Raw genomic sequence first — 15,561 nt, 5'->3', positions numbered from 1 at the left:
GTCTTGGTTATGGCGCGACGAGAACCACGGCATGAAAGAATCGACCGGCACGATCACCACCACCTATCGGCAGCGTATCGACAGGCTCATGTGGCGCCCGGCGATTGTGCATATGTTGCTGTGTCTGGGGGTGGGTTTATTCACCGGCGGCTGGTTTTTGGCGGTCGGCGTGATCGTGCTGGCGGCCGGCGCAACTGCGCTCGTGACACGTCTGGCCCCTGGAACTATCGCAAGCGCGATCGCCATGGCTGCGCAGTTCATGACGCTATCGGCGTTGCTCATCGAGCAGACCGGCGGGTTGGTCGAGGCGCATTTCAGCATATTTATCATGCTGTCGGCCCTCATTCTGTACTGCGACTGGCGGGTCAATGTTGCCGGTGCGGCGATCATTGCGGTTCATCACGCCGTATTCACTTATCTGCAGTATCTCGGCGTAGTCGAATTGTATGCGCAGTCAGCGCAAATACCGGCCGACCCGGCCATGTTGCTGGCTTGTCTGGGCATGCATGCAGGCGCGGTTGTGGGCCAGGCAATAGTGCTCGTCTATCTGGCCGAGTCGCTGCGTCGGCAGGTTGTGGACAGCCTCGATATCCAGGCCTTTGCCGAAAGAGCGGAGCGTGGCGGTCTGGACCATATGTTTTCGCCCGCACGCCTTGCGCGACCGGCGATTGCGGCGGTCGCGCGATTACAGACCCGACTGTCCGGCGTGCTCGCCGACGCCCGCAAGGCGGCGCATGCGATACGCCGGCTCGGAGGCGATACCGCGCAGGCGCAACAGCAGTTGCAGTCGCAGGCCGAGCGCAGCGGTGAGCAGATCGAACGAATCGTAAGCAGCGCGGAACAGCTATCCAGTACGACACGGCAGAGCGCCGCCGAAGCCGAACGAACCCGTGAACTGGCACTGACCGTGGGTGGCGCGCTTGATCAAAGCGCGCAGAGCGTTCAGCGCCTGGACGATACGATGGCACGGGTCGATGAGAGCGCGCGCGATATCGCGCGCCTGCTCGGCGAGATCGACGAAATCAGCTTTCAGACCAACCTGCTCGCGCTCAATGCCTCGGTCGAGGCAGCCCGTGCGGGCGAACAAGGCCGCGGCTTTGCGGTGGTTGCCGGCGAGGTACGCGCCCTGTCGCAGCGCAGTACCGCTATCGCCAAGGCGATTCGCGATCGTGTCGAGCGCTCGATCGGTCATGTCGAAACCGGTGTGGCTGATGTCGAGAGCGCGGCACAACGGATGCAGGAGGTCGTCGCGGTATTCGAGCAGATCCAGATGCGCATGCTCGAAATCAGCACATCGAGCCAGCAACAGCATCAGGGCATCGAGATTCTCAACGAGGGCATTCTCGCCATGCAGCACGCGCTGGCGTTATCGGCGCAATCGATTGAAAGTACGCGTGAAGTCGCTGATCGCTTGAACCATGAGGCCGATATGCTGGGCGAAGCCATCGGCTATTTTCGTATCGAAACAGCCGCCTCCACCGACACTGCCGGCCCCGCCGGGCCACGCGAACGCCGACATCGCCAGCGTCCACCCAAGGAATCGGTAACGGAGTCGGTGCGCCAGGGTGTGCTGCCGACCTAAGCGGCGATAGCTAGTGTCGTTCGAAGCCGCCTGCGGTCAGTAGCTGGTTTTGAGTCCGATGACCGCGATTACGATCAGGGCAATACAAAACAGGCGCGCGGGGCGTGCCGAATCGCCCCAGAAAAAGATGCCCAATGCCGTGCTGCCCACCGCGCCGACACCGGTAAAAACGCCGTAGGCGACTGCCATCGGAATGCTTTGCATGGCGTAGTGCAAGCAGGCCAGTCCCAGCCCGAAACCGCCCACGCCGAGCAGCAGACCGGAGATATAAATCCTCCGTGTCAGTCGCTCGAAACCGGCCACGCCCACGATTTCGAAGCCGCCGGCACAGATCAGAACGAGCCAGTTCACGACGACGCGCTCGGCGCCGACGTGGCTGTGAGCTTGAGCCCGAAGATCGCGGCAAGCAGCAGCGCCAGCCAGGCCATGGCGGTGGGCTCCAACCCCATATCGAACAGCAGATGGTCGAGCAGGGCAGTGCCGGCCGTGCCGAGGCCGACAAACAGGATATAGACCGTGGTTGCCGGCAGCCGACGGGCAGCAACCAGCGCTAGGCTGAAACTGGCGATCACACAAACCGCGGTCGCGCACCAGTCGAGCGGACTGTCGGCGGCGTTAAGGCCCGAAATCCAGCCGACTTCAGCGGCCGCAGCCAGAATCAGCCAGGCAATGTTCCACATGATGCGGTCCTACTAACTAACGGTCGTTAGTATAAGCGAATACGGTTGGACTGCAAGGCAGGCCTGGCCACGCCGGCCGCGCTAGAATGGGAACGATGAATGACGCCGCTGCTTCTACCGCCGAACGTATTGAAACGACGGCCCTCGCGCTGTTCGCGCGTCAGGGCTACGAAGCAACTACTCTTGCGCAGATCGCCGAGGGTGTTGGCATTCGAAAACCTTCGCTCTACAACCATATAGAGAGCAAGGAAAGCCTGTTCCTGTATCTCGTCGGACAGGTCGAAGCCGCGTTTTTCGCGATCCAGGATGCGAGCCTGGCGCGCTATGAGTTGGCGTGTACGGAAGAACGCCTGCACGCACTGGTCGAGGACCTGAGTACGTTTATTTTTACCGAGTCGCAGGGCGCGTTCTACAAACGTTGTCTGTTGTTCCCCCCCGAACCGCTCGATGCCCAGATACGTGCCATCAATGCCCAGAACGAAGCCCGGATCGACGAGGCGCTGCGCGCGCTGTATATCCAGGGGCGTAACGAAGGCTATTGGCATAGGCTCGACGAACGCGCTTTCCTCGATGCGTTCTATTGCCTAATGGACGGGCTCTATAGCCAGCGTTTCATCTATTCTCACGCCGAGTACGAACGCCGCTTGGCGTCGAGCTGGCGGGTGTTCTGGGCGGGTCTGGTTCACGTCGACGCTTGAAATGGCCTGAAGGCTCTTGACGCGAATGCTCTATTAATGTTATTACATAATATTAATAGAGCCATGAATGCGTTTGAAAACCGGAATACTGAACGGCGTCGGTCTTGCAGTACGACGGGGCAATATCGGGGCGTGCCGTGGGGCGTCGTCGCGTTGTGCCTGCCGCTGTCGGCATTCGCGCAGTACAGCGATGTCGAAACGTTATCGTTGCCGGCCGATAGGGCAAGGCATGAGCTTGGGGCGATTTCGGTAACCGGAGTGCCATTGCCCGGCAGTCCGCTATCCCAGGCAGCCGATGTCGATGTGGTCGACTCCGACGCAATCGAAGCCAAGGGGGCGACCAATCTGGGCGAGGCGCTCGACGCCCTTGCGGGGTGAATTCGATCAGCACCGGCAACAGTGTGGGCAAGCCGGTGATACGCGGGCTGTCGGGTGAACGTATCAAGATCCTGTCGAACGGCGTGGGCGTGGACCACCAGCAGTACGGCGTGCGCCATATGCCGACCACCGATACGTTTCTGATCGATCGTGCCGAGGTTGTACGCGGCGCTTCCAGCGTGCTCTATGGTTCGAGCGCGCTGGGCGGCGCGATCAATCTTCTGCCGCCCGGGATTGCTTGGGGTAGGCCGCTCGAGGGCGAAACGCTCACGCGTTATTCGACCAACAACGGCCAGTGGGATCCCGGCGTCAAGGCCTCTGGCGGCAATGGCACGCTGGGTTATTCCTTCGGCATTATACGGCGTAGCGCGGGCAATATCGAAACGCCCGACGAGCCGACCTATTTCCCGCCGCCGCCGGCTGAACAGTTCCGGGATGCCCCGGCTTATACCGGCCGTCTCGGCTTTACCGGCTTCGAACAGGTCAACGGCGACTTTGCTCTGGGCTATCGTGACGACTCGGGCGGCGAATGGACCGCCCGTTACGCGCGCTACAGCGACGAACATAATTTTCTGTTGCCACCGCCGGGCGGTAACCTACCGCCGGCCGCCGGCGAAGAGGGTATCGGTCAATACATCGATAACGAACAGATCGAACTTGCAGGCGAAAAACAAGCCGGCAATATCACCTGGAAGCCGAACCTGCTCTGGCAGAACAACCGTCGGCGTTCGAATGCTGCTGGCACGCCGCGAGTCGCGGGCTTCGATCACGCGATCGATATCGAGTTCGATCAGTACACGGCACGCCTGGAAGCCCAGCACGGGCCGGTGCTGGGGCTCGATGGCGGTACGGTCGGTATCGAGTATGTGACCAAGGACCAGGTATCGCGCGGCACCACGCAGTTGTCGCCCGGCGGTACGATCGACAACGCGGCGATCTTTGCTTTCGAGGAGAAACAGCTCGGCGGCCTGTTGTTGCAAGCGGGACTGCGCTATGACCATCACGAAATTGAAGGCGAGGCCTCCAAAACGGCTAATCCTTCGCAAAGCGTGATCGACGCGGAGCCGCATCATTTCGATGTGGTCACCGGGTCGCTCGGCGGCATCTATAGCCTGACCGATCGGCTCTCGGTTGCGGCTAACGTGGGGCGCGGTTTTCGCGCGCCCACTTTGTTCGAGCTGTATGTGGCCGGTCAGCATGGCGGTGTGGCTGCATTCCAGCGCGGCGATTCGAGCCTCGAAGAAGAGACCTCGCTGAACACCGATCTGTCGCTGCGCTGGGTCTCGGAATCGCTGCGGGCCAAGGCCACGATTTATCGCAACGTGATCGACAACTATACCTTCCTGCGGGATACCGGCCAGGCCATGAACGGCTTGCCGGTACTGGCCTACGATCAGGCCGACGCCGAGCTGATTGGCGCCGAACTGTCGATCGAAAAAGACGTTAACGCCTGGCTGACGCTCAACGCCGCGGCCGAGACCGTCAACGGCGAGCGGCGCGATAACGACGACGAATTGCCGCTATTGCCGGCCGACAACGTACGTCTGGGCGCGACGTTCACGCCAGCCAGCGATGGCTGGCTTCGCGCCCCGCGCGGCTCGGTGACGGTGCGCTACTACGCTGCCAAGGACGCCGCACCGGGTGAACTGTTCGCGCAGTTCGATGGCGCGCCGTTCGGCACCGCCTCGACCGACGGCTATTTTCTGGTCGATCTCGGCGCCGGCTTCTCGCCGCAGATCGCTGGCCAGACCGTGCATCTGGATGCGGCCGTACACAACCTGCTCGATACCGACTATCGCGGTTTTCTGGATACCTATAAAGGCTACGCGCTCTCGCCCGGTCGCGATATCCGGCTGACCGCGCGTATTCCATTCGGGGGTTGATCGACGGTTCAAGACGGCGCGGGTGCGATTACGGCAGCGCGCTACTTTGGGCAAGCGGCATGGTTGTGTTGGCTATGGCTCTTGCCGCGGATGCCGTCATTCGGACGTATCCACGAAGTCGTATGTGTGCACGCCGCGCGGATCGCTGCGAGCCACGATCGCGATTTTTTCAGGTCGCAGCGCGTTGGTTTTGTTTTTGAAGGGTATTACGGCTTGAAAAGAGCAGGCTTGGAAAGTCCGGAAAGGGCGGCAATCCGTCGTCCTGGCGCGCTGGGTAGCCGGCGCGCGCTATTTTCGTGCCGGTCTGCCGGCCATGGCTCAATATTCGATCAACATAGCCGGCCTGTTTGCATCCGAAAAAAGTGTGGTCGCACTCCGGGCCATGGGTATGCGGATGGGGCTGATGATGGTCGTGATTGCATTCGCTCATTGTGTGGCTCCTTGGGTTGGATAGTGATGGAGACATCTGCGCGTTCAACGCGAGAGGGCATCCTCGGCTGAATGTTCGAGGGCAGTGATGACGATCTGCAGTACGTGATCGTCGGTCAGGCGGTAATACATATGCTTGGCTTCGCGTCGGCGGCTGACCAGTCGTGCGGTAAGCAGCAGCTTCAGTCGGGCCGAGACGGTGGTCACCTTCTGATCTTCCAGCGCGGCGAGCTCGGTGACACAGGTTTCGCCGTCGGCCAGCCGTGCGAGCAGGCGCAGGCGGTCCGGGTCGGCGAGCGCCTTGAACATCTCCGCGGCTAGCGACAGGTCAGCGTCCGCCGGTAGTCGCGGCGGCTTTGGATCGGTCGAGTGTTCACATGGGCTGTGCGCTGAAGGCATCGTTTATTCTGTCATTCCATGAAATGAAAGAATGATAGATCCAGCTTGCGCCATGTGCAAGCGCTTCCGATATTCCAGCTGGCTATTCCCCACCCGCGGTGAATAGCCTGCCGGCGCGGCACTCGCCGCATTGCGCTGCGGCGTATCGCGCCGACCGATGCCGCGTGTTCGCAGGGCGCGTTCTACTTGGGCTGAGCTGGCGTTCCGGCCGGGGATGGAGGTTGACCGGCGTCGGCATTGCTATCGAAAGCGCTCAAAAATCGGTCGTAGAAGGTATCCATCCGCCAGACCGGTGTATTGGCATCCGGTGTCATGCCGTGTTTCCAGCCCCAACCCTCGACTGCCTCAAGCACTGCAGGATCCGCCGATACGATATGCATCGGGACGTCGCGTGAGGCGTTGTTGCCGGTGATGATCGGCGCCGGCTGATGATCGCCCAGAATCACCAGCACCAGATTGTCGTCGGCGCGTTCGGCAATGAACGAGGCCAGCGTTGCCAGCGAATAATCGATGGCCTTGCGGTATTGCGTGCGCACCCGGTCGGCGTCTTTCCATACTTCCACCGGCGGATCGCCCGCGCGTGCGTAGTCGTTGAAAACCGCGCCGTTGCCGATACGCGACCACTCCATTAGTGGTGGAATTGGCACCCAGGGCGCATGGCTGGAAATCAGTGCGGCTTCGATCATCACCGGCTGTGTGCCGGCCGGATCGAGTTCGGCGCGCTGCAACGCGGCCAAGGTGTATTGGTCGGGCATAGTCACCCAGTTGAACGGCTCGCCTTCATAGCCCAGATCGTCGCTGGCATAGACGCGGTCGTAGCTGAACCAGGCGGACTCCGGCCAGGCACGGGTAATGGCGGGCATGACCGCGACCGTGCGCCAGCCGGCCTGACGAAAGCGTCGGTTCAGCGAGATGCGATCGCTGGCGATCAGCGCCTCGTAGCGCGGCTGGCTGTCGATCCAGAGACCGGACAACAGCGTGGCATGGGCCAGCCAGCTCTGGCCCCCGACCGTCGGCGAGGTGAGCCAGCCGCTGCGTGCGCGAAATCCGGCGGCGGCAATGGTGTGTTCGAAGGCGCGCAGCCGCGGGCCGATGGTCTCGGCATAGAGTGCGCGCTCGAAGACCGTACGCCCGTAGGACTCCACGAAAACGAACAATACGTTTTTGCCGGCGAGCCGGGCGAGGTCGGTACCGGCGTCTACTGCTGGCGTTTGCAGGCTGCGCTGGAACGCCCGGCGCTCGGTGCGACGCGCAAGGTACTGATGCGCATGCAGGGCGATGCGCTCGTAAACCGGGGCAGCGGTTTGCGAACGCGTCAGGCTGACTGTCAGTGGCGCAATCAGCAATGCCGCGACGAGCGCTGCGTAGCGCAGGCGGTGCGGCCCGGCTGTACGCGTCCAGACCGCGAGGCCACGAAACAGCAGGTAGAGCAGCAGGCCGATAACAACGATTGCCGCAACGAGCGCCACCACGGCCAGCCCGTAACCCACGACATGGGCGAACACATTCCAGCCGAAGACGGGCAGGCGGTAATCGCGGGCCAGCTCGAACGAACGACCGAAGGCAAGCCCGGTGCCCCAGTCCGCGGCCGTGAGCGCCAGTAACAGGCCATACCCCAGAACGACGAGCACGCGCAGCCCCCGTTCGGCACGGCGCGGCACACATAGCATGGCGGCCAGTACCAGCGCCGGCTCGATGGGCATGCAGGTAACGCTGCCACCCGGGCGCAGCGGCAGGGCGGCCAGCGCATAAAGCAGCAGTGGCGCGACCAGTACGCGGACGGCGGTGGTCAAACGAGAAACAGGCAAAACGATACGTCCCGGTTAATGGCAGTCACTGGACGGTTGCGAGCTTACCCGGGCGGGTAGCTGGTGCGGGGTGATTTCGACAACGGTGCGGTCGCGGCGCGATGCGGTGGTGGCTAAGGCCGGCAACCCGCACTCTCGGCGTGGCCATTGGACAAAGGTCGAATGGGCCAGGGTTTGGCCGGTGCTGCAATGTGCAACTACAACAACGAGCGGTTCGGCCTGTACAAAGCGCAGCGACGAAGCCTATAAAACGAGGAGAGGACCATGACGATATGGCGAAACGCCCTGTTGGGCGTAGCGGCGGCGGGCCTGCTCACGGTCGGTACGGCCCAGGCGGCCGGCAACGACGACGGCCAGGTAACCATCGGCGTGCTCGGCGATATGTCCGGCGTCTATGCCGATGGTTTCAGCGGGCCCGGTGCGACCGCTGCGGTGAAGATGGCGGTCAAGGATTTTGGCGGTAGTGTGCTCGGCAAGGATATCGAGGTGATCTCGGCCGATCATCAGAACAAGGCCGATATCGCCTCCTCTACCGCCCGCGAATGGATCGACCGCGATAATGTCGATGTCATCATGGATCTGACCAACAGCGCGGTCGGCCTGGCGGTACAGCAGCTGGCCTCGAACAAGGGCATCATCACCATCAATACCGGCAGTGCCACCTCGGCGCTGACCAACGATGCCTGTACGGCCTACGGTATCCACTACGGCTACGATACCCATGCGCTACCGGTCGGTACGGCCACGGCCATCGTCAAGAATGGCGGCAAGAAATGGTTCTTCATCACTGCCGACTATGCCTTCGGCCAGGCCCTGGAAAGCAATACCTCGGACGTGGTCAAGGAACTGGGTGGCAGCGTGGTCGGCTCGGTACGCGCGCCGCTGAACACCAATGACTTTTCTTCGTATCTGTTGCAGGCCCAGAGCTCCGGCGCGGATGTGATCGGTCTGGCCAATGCCGGCACCGATACCATTAACGCGGTCAAGCAGGCCAATGAGTTCGGCATCGTCTCGCGCGGCCAGTCGCTGGCCGGCATGCTCGTGCTTATTAGCGACGTGAAAAGCCTGGGCCTGGATACCGCCAAGGGCCTGCAGTTCACCAGCGGCTGGTACTGGGATCACGACGAAGACTCGCGGCAATGGGCGAAACGTTATCTGGCCAGCGGCGGCACCACGCCCACGTTCCCGCATGCGGCGCTGTATTCGGCGACGATGGCCTATCTGAATGCGGTCAACGCTGCCGGCACGGATGAAAGCGATGCCGTGCGCAAGGCGATCGGTAACAAGCCGATCGACGATTTCTTTGCCCAGGGCGGCACCATCCGCGACGACGGCCTGCTCGAGCACGATATGTATCTGCTCAAGGTCAAGGGGCCGGATGCGTCGAAAGGCGAATGGGATGTCGCTACTGTCGAGCGTACGATTCCAGGTGATCAGGCCTATCCGTCGCTGGCCGAATCTGGCTGCGCGCGCCTGAAGTAGTTCAACACGGTTGTTGTGCGTAGACACCGGTACGTGCCCAGTGCGCGTGCCGGTGTTTTTGTATGCGACTGCCAATCTGCACCCTTCTATAAGGGTGGGCAGGGCTCGTCAGAAAAGTTTTCAGCCGGCCTGATGCTCGCGCCGATAGTCGCGCGGCGGCACGCCCATGACCTTCTTGAACAGCCGCGAAAAATAATAGGGGTCGTCATAGCCCAGATCGCTGGCGATCTCGCCGACGTTCCAGTCGGTGATATCGAGCAGATAGCAGGCGCGGCTGATCTTGAGCCGCTGAAAGGCCTGCATGGGCGTCTGGCCGGTCTGGCGGCGGTATTCGCGGATGAAGTGATAGCGCGAGATCGTACTGGTCGCGGTCACCAATTCGTCGAGATCGATGCGCTCGTGCAGATGCGCCTGCAACCAGGCCTGGACGCGGTCGATATCCAGCGCCGCGCCGCGATCGCGGTGCTGGTGATGGACCAGCGCCATGAACGACAGAATGCTCTGCAGCAGATTCGCCGCATAGACGAAGTGCTGGCTCTTGAAGCGATCCGCCACGGTCAGCAGCAGGTTCAGATCCTCGGTCAGGCGTGGGTGCAGGCCCACCGGCACCACGAAGTCATCGTGCCCGGCCGCGATCTCGTCGAAGAAACGCGCGACCGCATGGCCGCCCAGATGCGCCCAGTAGATCGACCACGGCTCGTGACGGTCGGCGCAATAACTATGGCGCTCGCCTTCGCGCAGCAGCAGCACGTCGCCGGCCTGTACCGCCTGGCGCCGGCCCTCGCGCCGGGCCACCCCGGCGCCGGACAGGCAATAGATCAGCAGATGATCGCGCGGATTGCGACGGCCCATGCGATGGCCCGCCGCCCTCGGGTAGTACCCCACGCCATGCGGCAGGCAGTCGCGACACAGCGGGTTGGCGGCCATTTCGTCAACGAGTTTTTGCGGCAGGATCACGCGCCGTCCGGTTTCCGGCAGCGGCCAGCGCGAGGTCTCGATACCGGCATACGCAGGTATGCGGGGCGCTAAGTTCACGACATGAATTTCGTGTGGGTGTGGCGAATTTGCGTTACAGGACACTTGATCATGCGCGAAGCAATTTTGTCCAGCCGGCGGCAATTAAGACTATTTCAGACGCCGGATCGGCGTGATCTGATTGGCAATAAGTTATAAACGCGGCACAAAAAACAAAGCAGGGCCGCGATGAAACAGCAGGCAGTGCCGGGCTGTTTCGATATCGAAAAAAAAACGGCAGCGTGTCCCGCATAACGAACGCTGACCGCCCAATACAACGCCACGGAGGAGATCCAATGCGTACCGCCTGCCTCATTCAGCGCTCGAGTGCTAAGCACGTGTCGGCGTACGCCGACGCTCATGCCTCGCCAAACCGTCGTTTTCTCGCCGCGTCGAACACCCTCGGCTAGCGTCGACGGCGGCACAACGCCGGTGCGTTTTGCCACCGTGGTTCTTCCATGACCTTTTCAACGGCCGGCTCGACCCCTGCGCTGCAGGCTCAGCGGTTCGACACGATACGGCCAACCCGTGATCCCATCAGGAACAAGCCCATGTCTTCATCCCGTATCGACACGATTCGACAGAGCCAGAAAGTCCCGCTGTTCATCGACGGCGAATTCGTCGACAGCGCCACTTCGGAGTGGATCGAGCTCAATAACCCGGCCACCCAGGAAGTGATCGCCCAGGTGCCGGTGGCCACCGACGAGGAAATGCAGCGGGCGGTCGAATCTGCCAAGGCGGCCTTCAAGAGCTGGCGCGATGTGCCCACCGTCGAGCGCGTTCGCTATCTGTTCAAGTATCAGACGCTGCTCAAGGAACGTCAGGAAGATATTGCCAAGGTGCTTTCCGAAGAAACGGGCAAGACCTTTGCAGACGCCATGGGCGATGTCTGGCGCGGGATCGAAGTGGTCGAACACGGCTGCGGCATGACCACCCACATGATGGGCGAGACCGCCGAGAACGTCGCCCGCAATATCGATACGCACAGCTATGTGCACCCGATCGGCGTCTGTGCCGGCATTACCCCCTTCAACTTCCCGGCCATGATCCCGCTGTGGATGTATCCGCTTGCCGTGGCCTGCGGCAACAGCTTCATCCTCAAGCCGTCGGAGCAGGATCCGCTCACGCCGGTCATGCTCACCGAGCTGTTCGCCGAAGCCGGCTTTCCCAAGGGGCTGTTGCAGCTCATCCACGGCGACAAGCGCCAAGTGGATGCGATTCTCGATCACCCGGATGTGAAGGCCGTGTCTTTCGTGGGTTCGGTGCCGGTGGCCGAGCATGTCTATCGCCGCGGTACGGATAACCTCAAGCGGGTCCAGGCCATGGCCGGTGCCAAGAACCACATGATCGTCATGCCCGATGCCGACAAGGATCAGGTGGTGTCGTCGCTGGTCGGTTCCTCCTGTGGCGCAGCCGGGCAGCGTTGCATGGCGATCTCCGTGGCCGTACTGGTGGGCGAATCGACCCGTGACTGGGTCGAGGACATCAAGAATGCGCTCGCCGATATTCGTCCCGGCGCGCCGGGCGATGAGGGCGCGGCCTACGGCCCGCTGATCAATAAAAAATCGCGCGATCGCGTACGCGATCTCATCAAGGGCGCAGCCGGCGAAGGCGCCGATGTACTGCTCGACGGCTCCGACTGCACGGTCGAGGGCTATCCGGACGGCAACTGGATTGGCCCCACGTTGTTCGACAACGTCACCACGGACATGAAGATCTATCAGGAAGAGATCTTCGGGCCCGCGCTATGCGTGATGCATGTCGATACGCTCGAAGAAGCGATCGAACTGGTCAACGCCAACCCCTATGGCAACGGCACATCGATTTTCACCAAATCGGGTGCGGCCGCACGCAAGTACCAGTACGAAACCGAAGTGGGCCAGGTCGGCATCAACCTGCCGATTCCAGTGCCAGCGCCGTTCTTCTCATTCACCGGCTCCAAAAATTCGTTCTTTGGCGACCTGCATGCCTATGGCAAGCAGGCGGTGCGCTTCTATACCGAAACCAAGACCGTGATCTCGCGCTGGCCCGAAGACGATGTGCCCTCAGGCCCGAACATGACCATCAGCATGCGTTGAGGAGCTGGTATGGATTTCGAACTCAACGAGACCCAGATCGCGCTGCGCGAAGCCGCTGAGGATTTCGCCCGTTCGGCACTCGCGCCCAACGCCGCGCAATGGGACGCCGAGGCCTATTTCCCGCGCGAAGTGATCGCCCAGGCCGGCGAATTGGGTTTCTGCGGGCTGTATACCCCCGAGGATCAGGGCGGGCTGGGCCTGGCCCGCCTCGACAGCGCGATGATCTTCGAAGCCTTGTCTGCGGGCTGCACCTCGACCGCGGCCTATATCAGCATCCACAACATGGCGACCTGGATGGTCGCCACGTTTGGCGGCGACGACGTACGCGACCAGTGGTGTGGCGAGCTCACGGCCGGCGAGAAACTGGCCTCTTATTGCCTGACCGAGCCCGGTGCCGGTTCGGATGCGGCCTCGCTCAAGACAAAAGCCGAGCGCGACGGCGACGCCTACGTGCTCAACGGCAGCAAGTGCTTCATCTCCGGCGCGGGCGATACCGATTTGCTGGTGGTCATGGCCCGCACCGGCAAGGCCGGGGCGGGCGGCATCAGCACCTTTGCGGTGCCGGCGGACGCGCCCGGCATCAGCTATGGGCGCAAGGAACCCAAGATGGGCTGGAACAGCCAGGCCACGCGCACCATTACGTTCGAGGATGTGCGCGTGCCGGCGGCCAACCGGCTGGGCGAGGAAGGTCAGGGTTTTTCTATCGCCATGAAAGGCCTCGACGGCGGGCGGATCAATATCGCCTGTTGTTCGCTGGGCACCGCCCAGGCTGCGCTCGACGCCGCGCGCCGCTACATGAGCGAACGCCAGCAGTTCGGGCGCAAGCTGGAGGATTTCCAGGCGCTCCAGTTCAAGCTGGCCGATATGGCCACTGAACTCATCGCGGCACGACAAATGGTCTGGCTGGCCGCCAGCCGGCTCGACGCGGGCCATGCCGAAGCCACGGCATTCTGTGCCATGGCCAAACGCATGGCGACCGATCGCTGCTTCGATATCTGCAACGACGCGCTGCAGATCCACGGCGGCTATGGCTATATCCGCGAGTATCCGCTGGAACGCCATGTGCGTGACGTGCGCGTGCACCAGATTCTGGAAGGCACCAACGAAATCATGCGCCTGATCATCGCCCGGCGTGTGCTTGCCGATCACGACGGAGACAGGCTGCGGTGAGCGACGGCCTGCCGAGGCTCGAACGCCGGGAGCGCGTGGCGATTCTCACGTTCGACAATCCGCCGGCGCATGTCTTCACGGCCGCGATTCTGCGCGAACTGGCCGCGCAGCTGGATACGCTCGAGGCCGACAGCGCGATCGATACGCTGGTGATGACGGGCGCCGGCGAGCGGTTTTTCTGTGCTGGCGACGATCTCAACATGTATGTCGGCATCAGTCCGGCCGCGGCCCGCGAACTCACGCGCCTGCTCGCGGCGGTCGTGACCCGGCTGCACGATTTTTCCGGACTTACGGTCGCGGCGATCAATGGCTGGTGTCTCGGCGCCGGGCTGGAATGCGCGCTGGCCTGCGATATTCGCATCGCTGAAACCCAGGCCCGTTTCGGTTTGCCGGAAGGGCGGGTCGGGCTGCTGCCCTGTGGCGGCGGCACGGCCACGCTGGCCCGTCAGATCGGCCGCGGCTGGGCCAAGCGGCTGATTCTATGCGGCGAAACCGTGGACGTGGAAACCGCCAAGCGTATCGGGCTGATCCAACAGTCGGTGCCCAGCGGCGAGAGTTTGCCGGCCGCATTGGCGCTTGCCGAACAGGCCGCCCGCCAGAGCCCGATCGCGCTTGTGGCCAGCAAGCGTTTGATCGACGCTCATCAGGGCGCCGCGCTGACCACGGCGTTGGCGCGCGAGCGCGCGGCCTTTGGCACGCTGTTCGAAACCGCCGACGCTGCCGAAGGCGTCGCCGCCTTCCTGGGCAAACGCGAGCCCGTATGGGAACACGACAGGAGCCGTAATCGATGAGCGAAGCAACGACCGACAGCAGCGTGTTGTTCGAAGAGCGTCATACCGGCGATGGCTATTGCGTGGCTTTCGCCCAGCTCAACGCGCCCCGGGCGCTGAACTCGCTGTCGCGGCCGATGATCGACCGCCTGCAGGCCCAGCTCGACGCCTGGGCCGAACGCGACGATATCGTGTGTGTCGTACTCCACGGTGCGGGCGAAAAAGCGTTCTGTGCCGGTGGCGACGTCATCGGCCTCTACAAGGCCATGACGAGCACTGGCGATGCGCCGAGCCCCGATGCCGAAGCCTTCTTTGCCCACGAGTACCGGCTCGACCATAGCATCCATCGCTACCCCAAACCGGTGCTGTGCTGGGGCAACGGCACGGTCATGGGCGGCGGCCTGGGCGTGATGGCGGGGGCCAGCCATCGGGTGGTCACCGAGCGCAGCAAGATTGCCATGCCGGAAGTCACCATCGGGTTGTTTCCGGACGTGGGTGCGAGCTGGTTTCTGGGGCGTATGCCGCAACGTATCGGCCTGTTTCTCGGGCTGACGACAACGCCCATGCAGCCGGGCGACGCGCTCTGGCTGGGCCTGGCTGATTACCGTGTCGACTCCGGCAAACGCGAGGCGGTGTTTGCATCGCTCACCGAGCTGGATTGGCGGGGTGAACGCGCTGCCGACGATGCCGTACTCGCGCGTGCGCTACGTGATTTCGAAGACGCCGAAGCCAGCGATAAGGCACGCCGCGAATCCGCGCTGTTCGCCCATCAGCACACCATCGCCCGGCTTACCGATACCGCCACCGTTGCTGAATTTCAAAAGCGCCTGACAGCGCAGGCCGGAACCGACGACTGGTTTGCCCACGGCGCGAAAGCCATCGCCGGCGCGTCGCCATTGTCGCTGGCGGTGGTGCATCGACAGCTCGCCCGCGATCCGAAACTGTCGATCGAACAGGTGTTTCAGCGCGAACTCGCCATGGCCATTGCCTGTACCCGCCGGCCCGATTTCGCCGAGGGCATTCGCGCCCTGCTGGTCGACAAGGACAAGAACCCGCAGTGGTCGCCGGCCACGCTGGATGCGGTGACGCCCGAACAGATCGCGGCCCATTTCACGCTGCCCGACGATTACGCGCAGCACCCGCTGGCCGATCTTTGATCGGCCGTACGCGGCCGCGCGCGAAACCGATAA

The 15,561-nt window shown here is 62.6% G+C and carries 15 protein-coding genes; 9 read left to right on the top strand and 6 right to left on the bottom strand.

Annotated features, from left to right (window positions below; all coding sequences use genetic code 11):
- The first annotated feature begins 31 nt into the window (after positions 1-31).
- Entirely contained in the window at positions 32-1,582 is a 1,551-nt protein-coding gene (locus tag SSPSH_RS04350; RefSeq protein WP_006913889.1) for a methyl-accepting chemotaxis protein, read from the top strand.
- Positions 1,583-1,618: 36 nt separating this feature from the next.
- Here SSPSH_RS04350 and SSPSH_RS18945 read toward each other — a convergent pair whose 3' ends face one another.
- Positions 1,619-1,933: a DMT family transporter gene (locus SSPSH_RS18945; RefSeq protein WP_006913888.1), complete on the bottom strand. Its 315-nt coding sequence runs from the start codon at positions 1,931-1,933 to the stop codon at positions 1,619-1,621.
- The gene (locus SSPSH_RS04340) at positions 1,930-2,262 is read right to left on the bottom strand and encodes a DMT family transporter (RefSeq protein WP_006913887.1); all 333 of its coding nucleotides are present in this window, start codon (positions 2,260-2,262) and stop codon (positions 1,930-1,932) included. The genes SSPSH_RS18945 and SSPSH_RS04340 overlap by 4 nt, the downstream gene beginning before the upstream one ends.
- Positions 2,263-2,357: 95 nt before the next feature.
- On the opposite strand from SSPSH_RS04340, the gene SSPSH_RS04335 reads away from it, so the two are divergent.
- The 3 genes from SSPSH_RS04335 to SSPSH_RS04325 all read left to right on the top strand — a co-directional run bounded on the left by SSPSH_RS04335 (position 2,358) and on the right by SSPSH_RS04325 (position 5,221).
- Complete coding sequence (locus SSPSH_RS04335) at positions 2,358-2,960, top strand: TetR/AcrR family transcriptional regulator (protein WP_006913886.1); 603 nt, start codon at positions 2,358-2,360, stop codon at positions 2,958-2,960.
- Positions 2,961-3,092: 132 nt separating this feature from the next.
- Positions 3,093-3,338 carry a hypothetical protein gene (locus SSPSH_RS19150; protein ID WP_006913885.1) on the top strand — a complete coding sequence of 82 codons (246 nt, stop codon included), beginning with the start codon at positions 3,093-3,095 and terminating at the stop codon, positions 3,336-3,338.
- A complete protein-coding gene (locus SSPSH_RS04325; RefSeq protein ID WP_006913884.1) occupies positions 3,335-5,221 on the top strand; it encodes a TonB-dependent receptor plug domain-containing protein in 1,887 nt (628 codons plus the stop codon). Before SSPSH_RS19150 ends, SSPSH_RS04325 begins: the two co-directional genes overlap by 4 nt.
- A 169-nt stretch (positions 5,222-5,390) precedes the next feature.
- On the opposite strand, the gene SSPSH_RS18680 is transcribed toward SSPSH_RS04325, so the two are convergent.
- The 3 genes from SSPSH_RS18680 to SSPSH_RS04315 form a co-directional block, all read right to left on the bottom strand.
- Complete coding sequence (locus SSPSH_RS18680) at positions 5,391-5,651, bottom strand: hypothetical protein (RefSeq protein WP_021031409.1); 261 nt, start codon at positions 5,649-5,651, stop codon at positions 5,391-5,393.
- Positions 5,652-5,695: 44 nt separating this feature from the next.
- A complete protein-coding gene (locus tag SSPSH_RS04320) occupies positions 5,696-5,959 on the bottom strand; it encodes an ArsR/SmtB family transcription factor (protein ID WP_006913883.1) in 264 nt (87 codons plus the stop codon).
- 272 nt (positions 5,960-6,231) lie between these two features.
- Positions 6,232-7,857: an alkaline phosphatase family protein gene (locus SSPSH_RS04315; protein ID WP_021031408.1), complete on the bottom strand. Its 1,626-nt coding sequence runs from the start codon at positions 7,855-7,857 to the stop codon at positions 6,232-6,234.
- Positions 7,858-8,121: 264 nt separating this feature from the next.
- Between SSPSH_RS04315 and SSPSH_RS04310 the strand changes: the two genes are divergently transcribed.
- Positions 8,122-9,339: an ABC transporter substrate-binding protein gene (locus tag SSPSH_RS04310; protein ID WP_006913881.1), complete on the top strand. Its 1,218-nt coding sequence runs from the start codon at positions 8,122-8,124 to the stop codon at positions 9,337-9,339.
- Positions 9,340-9,459: 120 nt separating this feature from the next.
- On the opposite strand, the gene SSPSH_RS04305 is transcribed toward SSPSH_RS04310, so the two are convergent.
- Entirely contained in the window at positions 9,460-10,374 is a 915-nt protein-coding gene (locus tag SSPSH_RS04305; RefSeq protein WP_006913880.1) for an AraC family transcriptional regulator, read from the bottom strand.
- 530 nt (positions 10,375-10,904) lie between these two features.
- On the opposite strand from SSPSH_RS04305, the gene SSPSH_RS04300 reads away from it, so the two are divergent.
- From SSPSH_RS04300 to SSPSH_RS04285, 4 genes are read left to right on the top strand one after another with little or no spacing between them, the layout of a single operon-like run.
- Positions 10,905-12,431 (top strand): CoA-acylating methylmalonate-semialdehyde dehydrogenase, encoded by a 1,527-nt coding sequence (locus SSPSH_RS04300; RefSeq protein WP_006913879.1) that lies wholly within the window; start codon positions 10,905-10,907, stop codon positions 12,429-12,431.
- A 9-nt stretch (positions 12,432-12,440) separates the two neighbouring features.
- Positions 12,441-13,601, top strand: a complete 1,161-nt coding sequence (locus tag SSPSH_RS04295; protein WP_006913878.1) for an acyl-CoA dehydrogenase family protein — start codon at positions 12,441-12,443, stop codon at positions 13,599-13,601.
- On the top strand, positions 13,598-14,392 hold the full coding sequence (locus SSPSH_RS04290) for an enoyl-CoA hydratase (RefSeq protein ID WP_006913877.1): 795 nt from the start codon (positions 13,598-13,600) through the stop codon (positions 14,390-14,392). The genes SSPSH_RS04295 and SSPSH_RS04290 overlap by 4 nt, the downstream gene beginning before the upstream one ends.
- Positions 14,389-15,528 (top strand): enoyl-CoA hydratase/isomerase family protein, encoded by a 1,140-nt coding sequence (locus SSPSH_RS04285; protein ID WP_006913876.1) that lies wholly within the window; start codon positions 14,389-14,391, stop codon positions 15,526-15,528. The genes SSPSH_RS04290 and SSPSH_RS04285 overlap by 4 nt, the downstream gene beginning before the upstream one ends.
- Positions 15,529-15,561 lie beyond the last annotated feature (33 nt).

Source organism: Salinisphaera shabanensis E1L3A (assembly GCF_000215955.2).
GTDB classification, from domain to species: domain Bacteria; phylum Pseudomonadota; class Gammaproteobacteria; order Nevskiales; family Salinisphaeraceae; genus Salinisphaera; species Salinisphaera shabanensis.
Note: the sequence above shows the minus strand (reverse complement) of the source record. Positions and strands in the feature narration are given on the sequence as shown.

What these genes read in the sequence shown, in the direction of transcription:
- SSPSH_RS04340 (WP_006913887.1), bottom strand. Translation starts at nt 2,262, where the DNA reads ATGTGGAACATTGCCTGGCTGATTCTGGCTGCGGCCGCTGAAGTCGGC.
- SSPSH_RS18680 (WP_021031409.1), bottom strand. Translation starts at nt 5,651, where the DNA reads ATGAGCGAATGCAATCACGACCATCATCAGCCCCATCCGCATACCCAT.
- SSPSH_RS04300 (WP_006913879.1), top strand. Translation starts at nt 10,905, where the DNA reads ATGTCTTCATCCCGTATCGACACGATTCGACAGAGCCAGAAAGTCCCG.
- SSPSH_RS04310 (WP_006913881.1), top strand. Translation starts at nt 8,122, where the DNA reads ATGACGATATGGCGAAACGCCCTGTTGGGCGTAGCGGCGGCGGGCCTG.
- SSPSH_RS04320 (WP_006913883.1), bottom strand. Translation starts at nt 5,959, where the DNA reads ATGTTCAAGGCGCTCGCCGACCCGGACCGCCTGCGCCTGCTCGCACGG.
- SSPSH_RS04295 (WP_006913878.1), top strand. Translation starts at nt 12,441, where the DNA reads ATGGATTTCGAACTCAACGAGACCCAGATCGCGCTGCGCGAAGCCGCT.
- SSPSH_RS04285 (WP_006913876.1), top strand. Translation starts at nt 14,389, where the DNA reads ATGAGCGAAGCAACGACCGACAGCAGCGTGTTGTTCGAAGAGCGTCAT.
- SSPSH_RS04350 (WP_006913889.1), top strand. Translation starts at nt 32, where the DNA reads ATGAAAGAATCGACCGGCACGATCACCACCACCTATCGGCAGCGTATC.
- SSPSH_RS04335 (WP_006913886.1), top strand. Translation starts at nt 2,358, where the DNA reads ATGAATGACGCCGCTGCTTCTACCGCCGAACGTATTGAAACGACGGCC.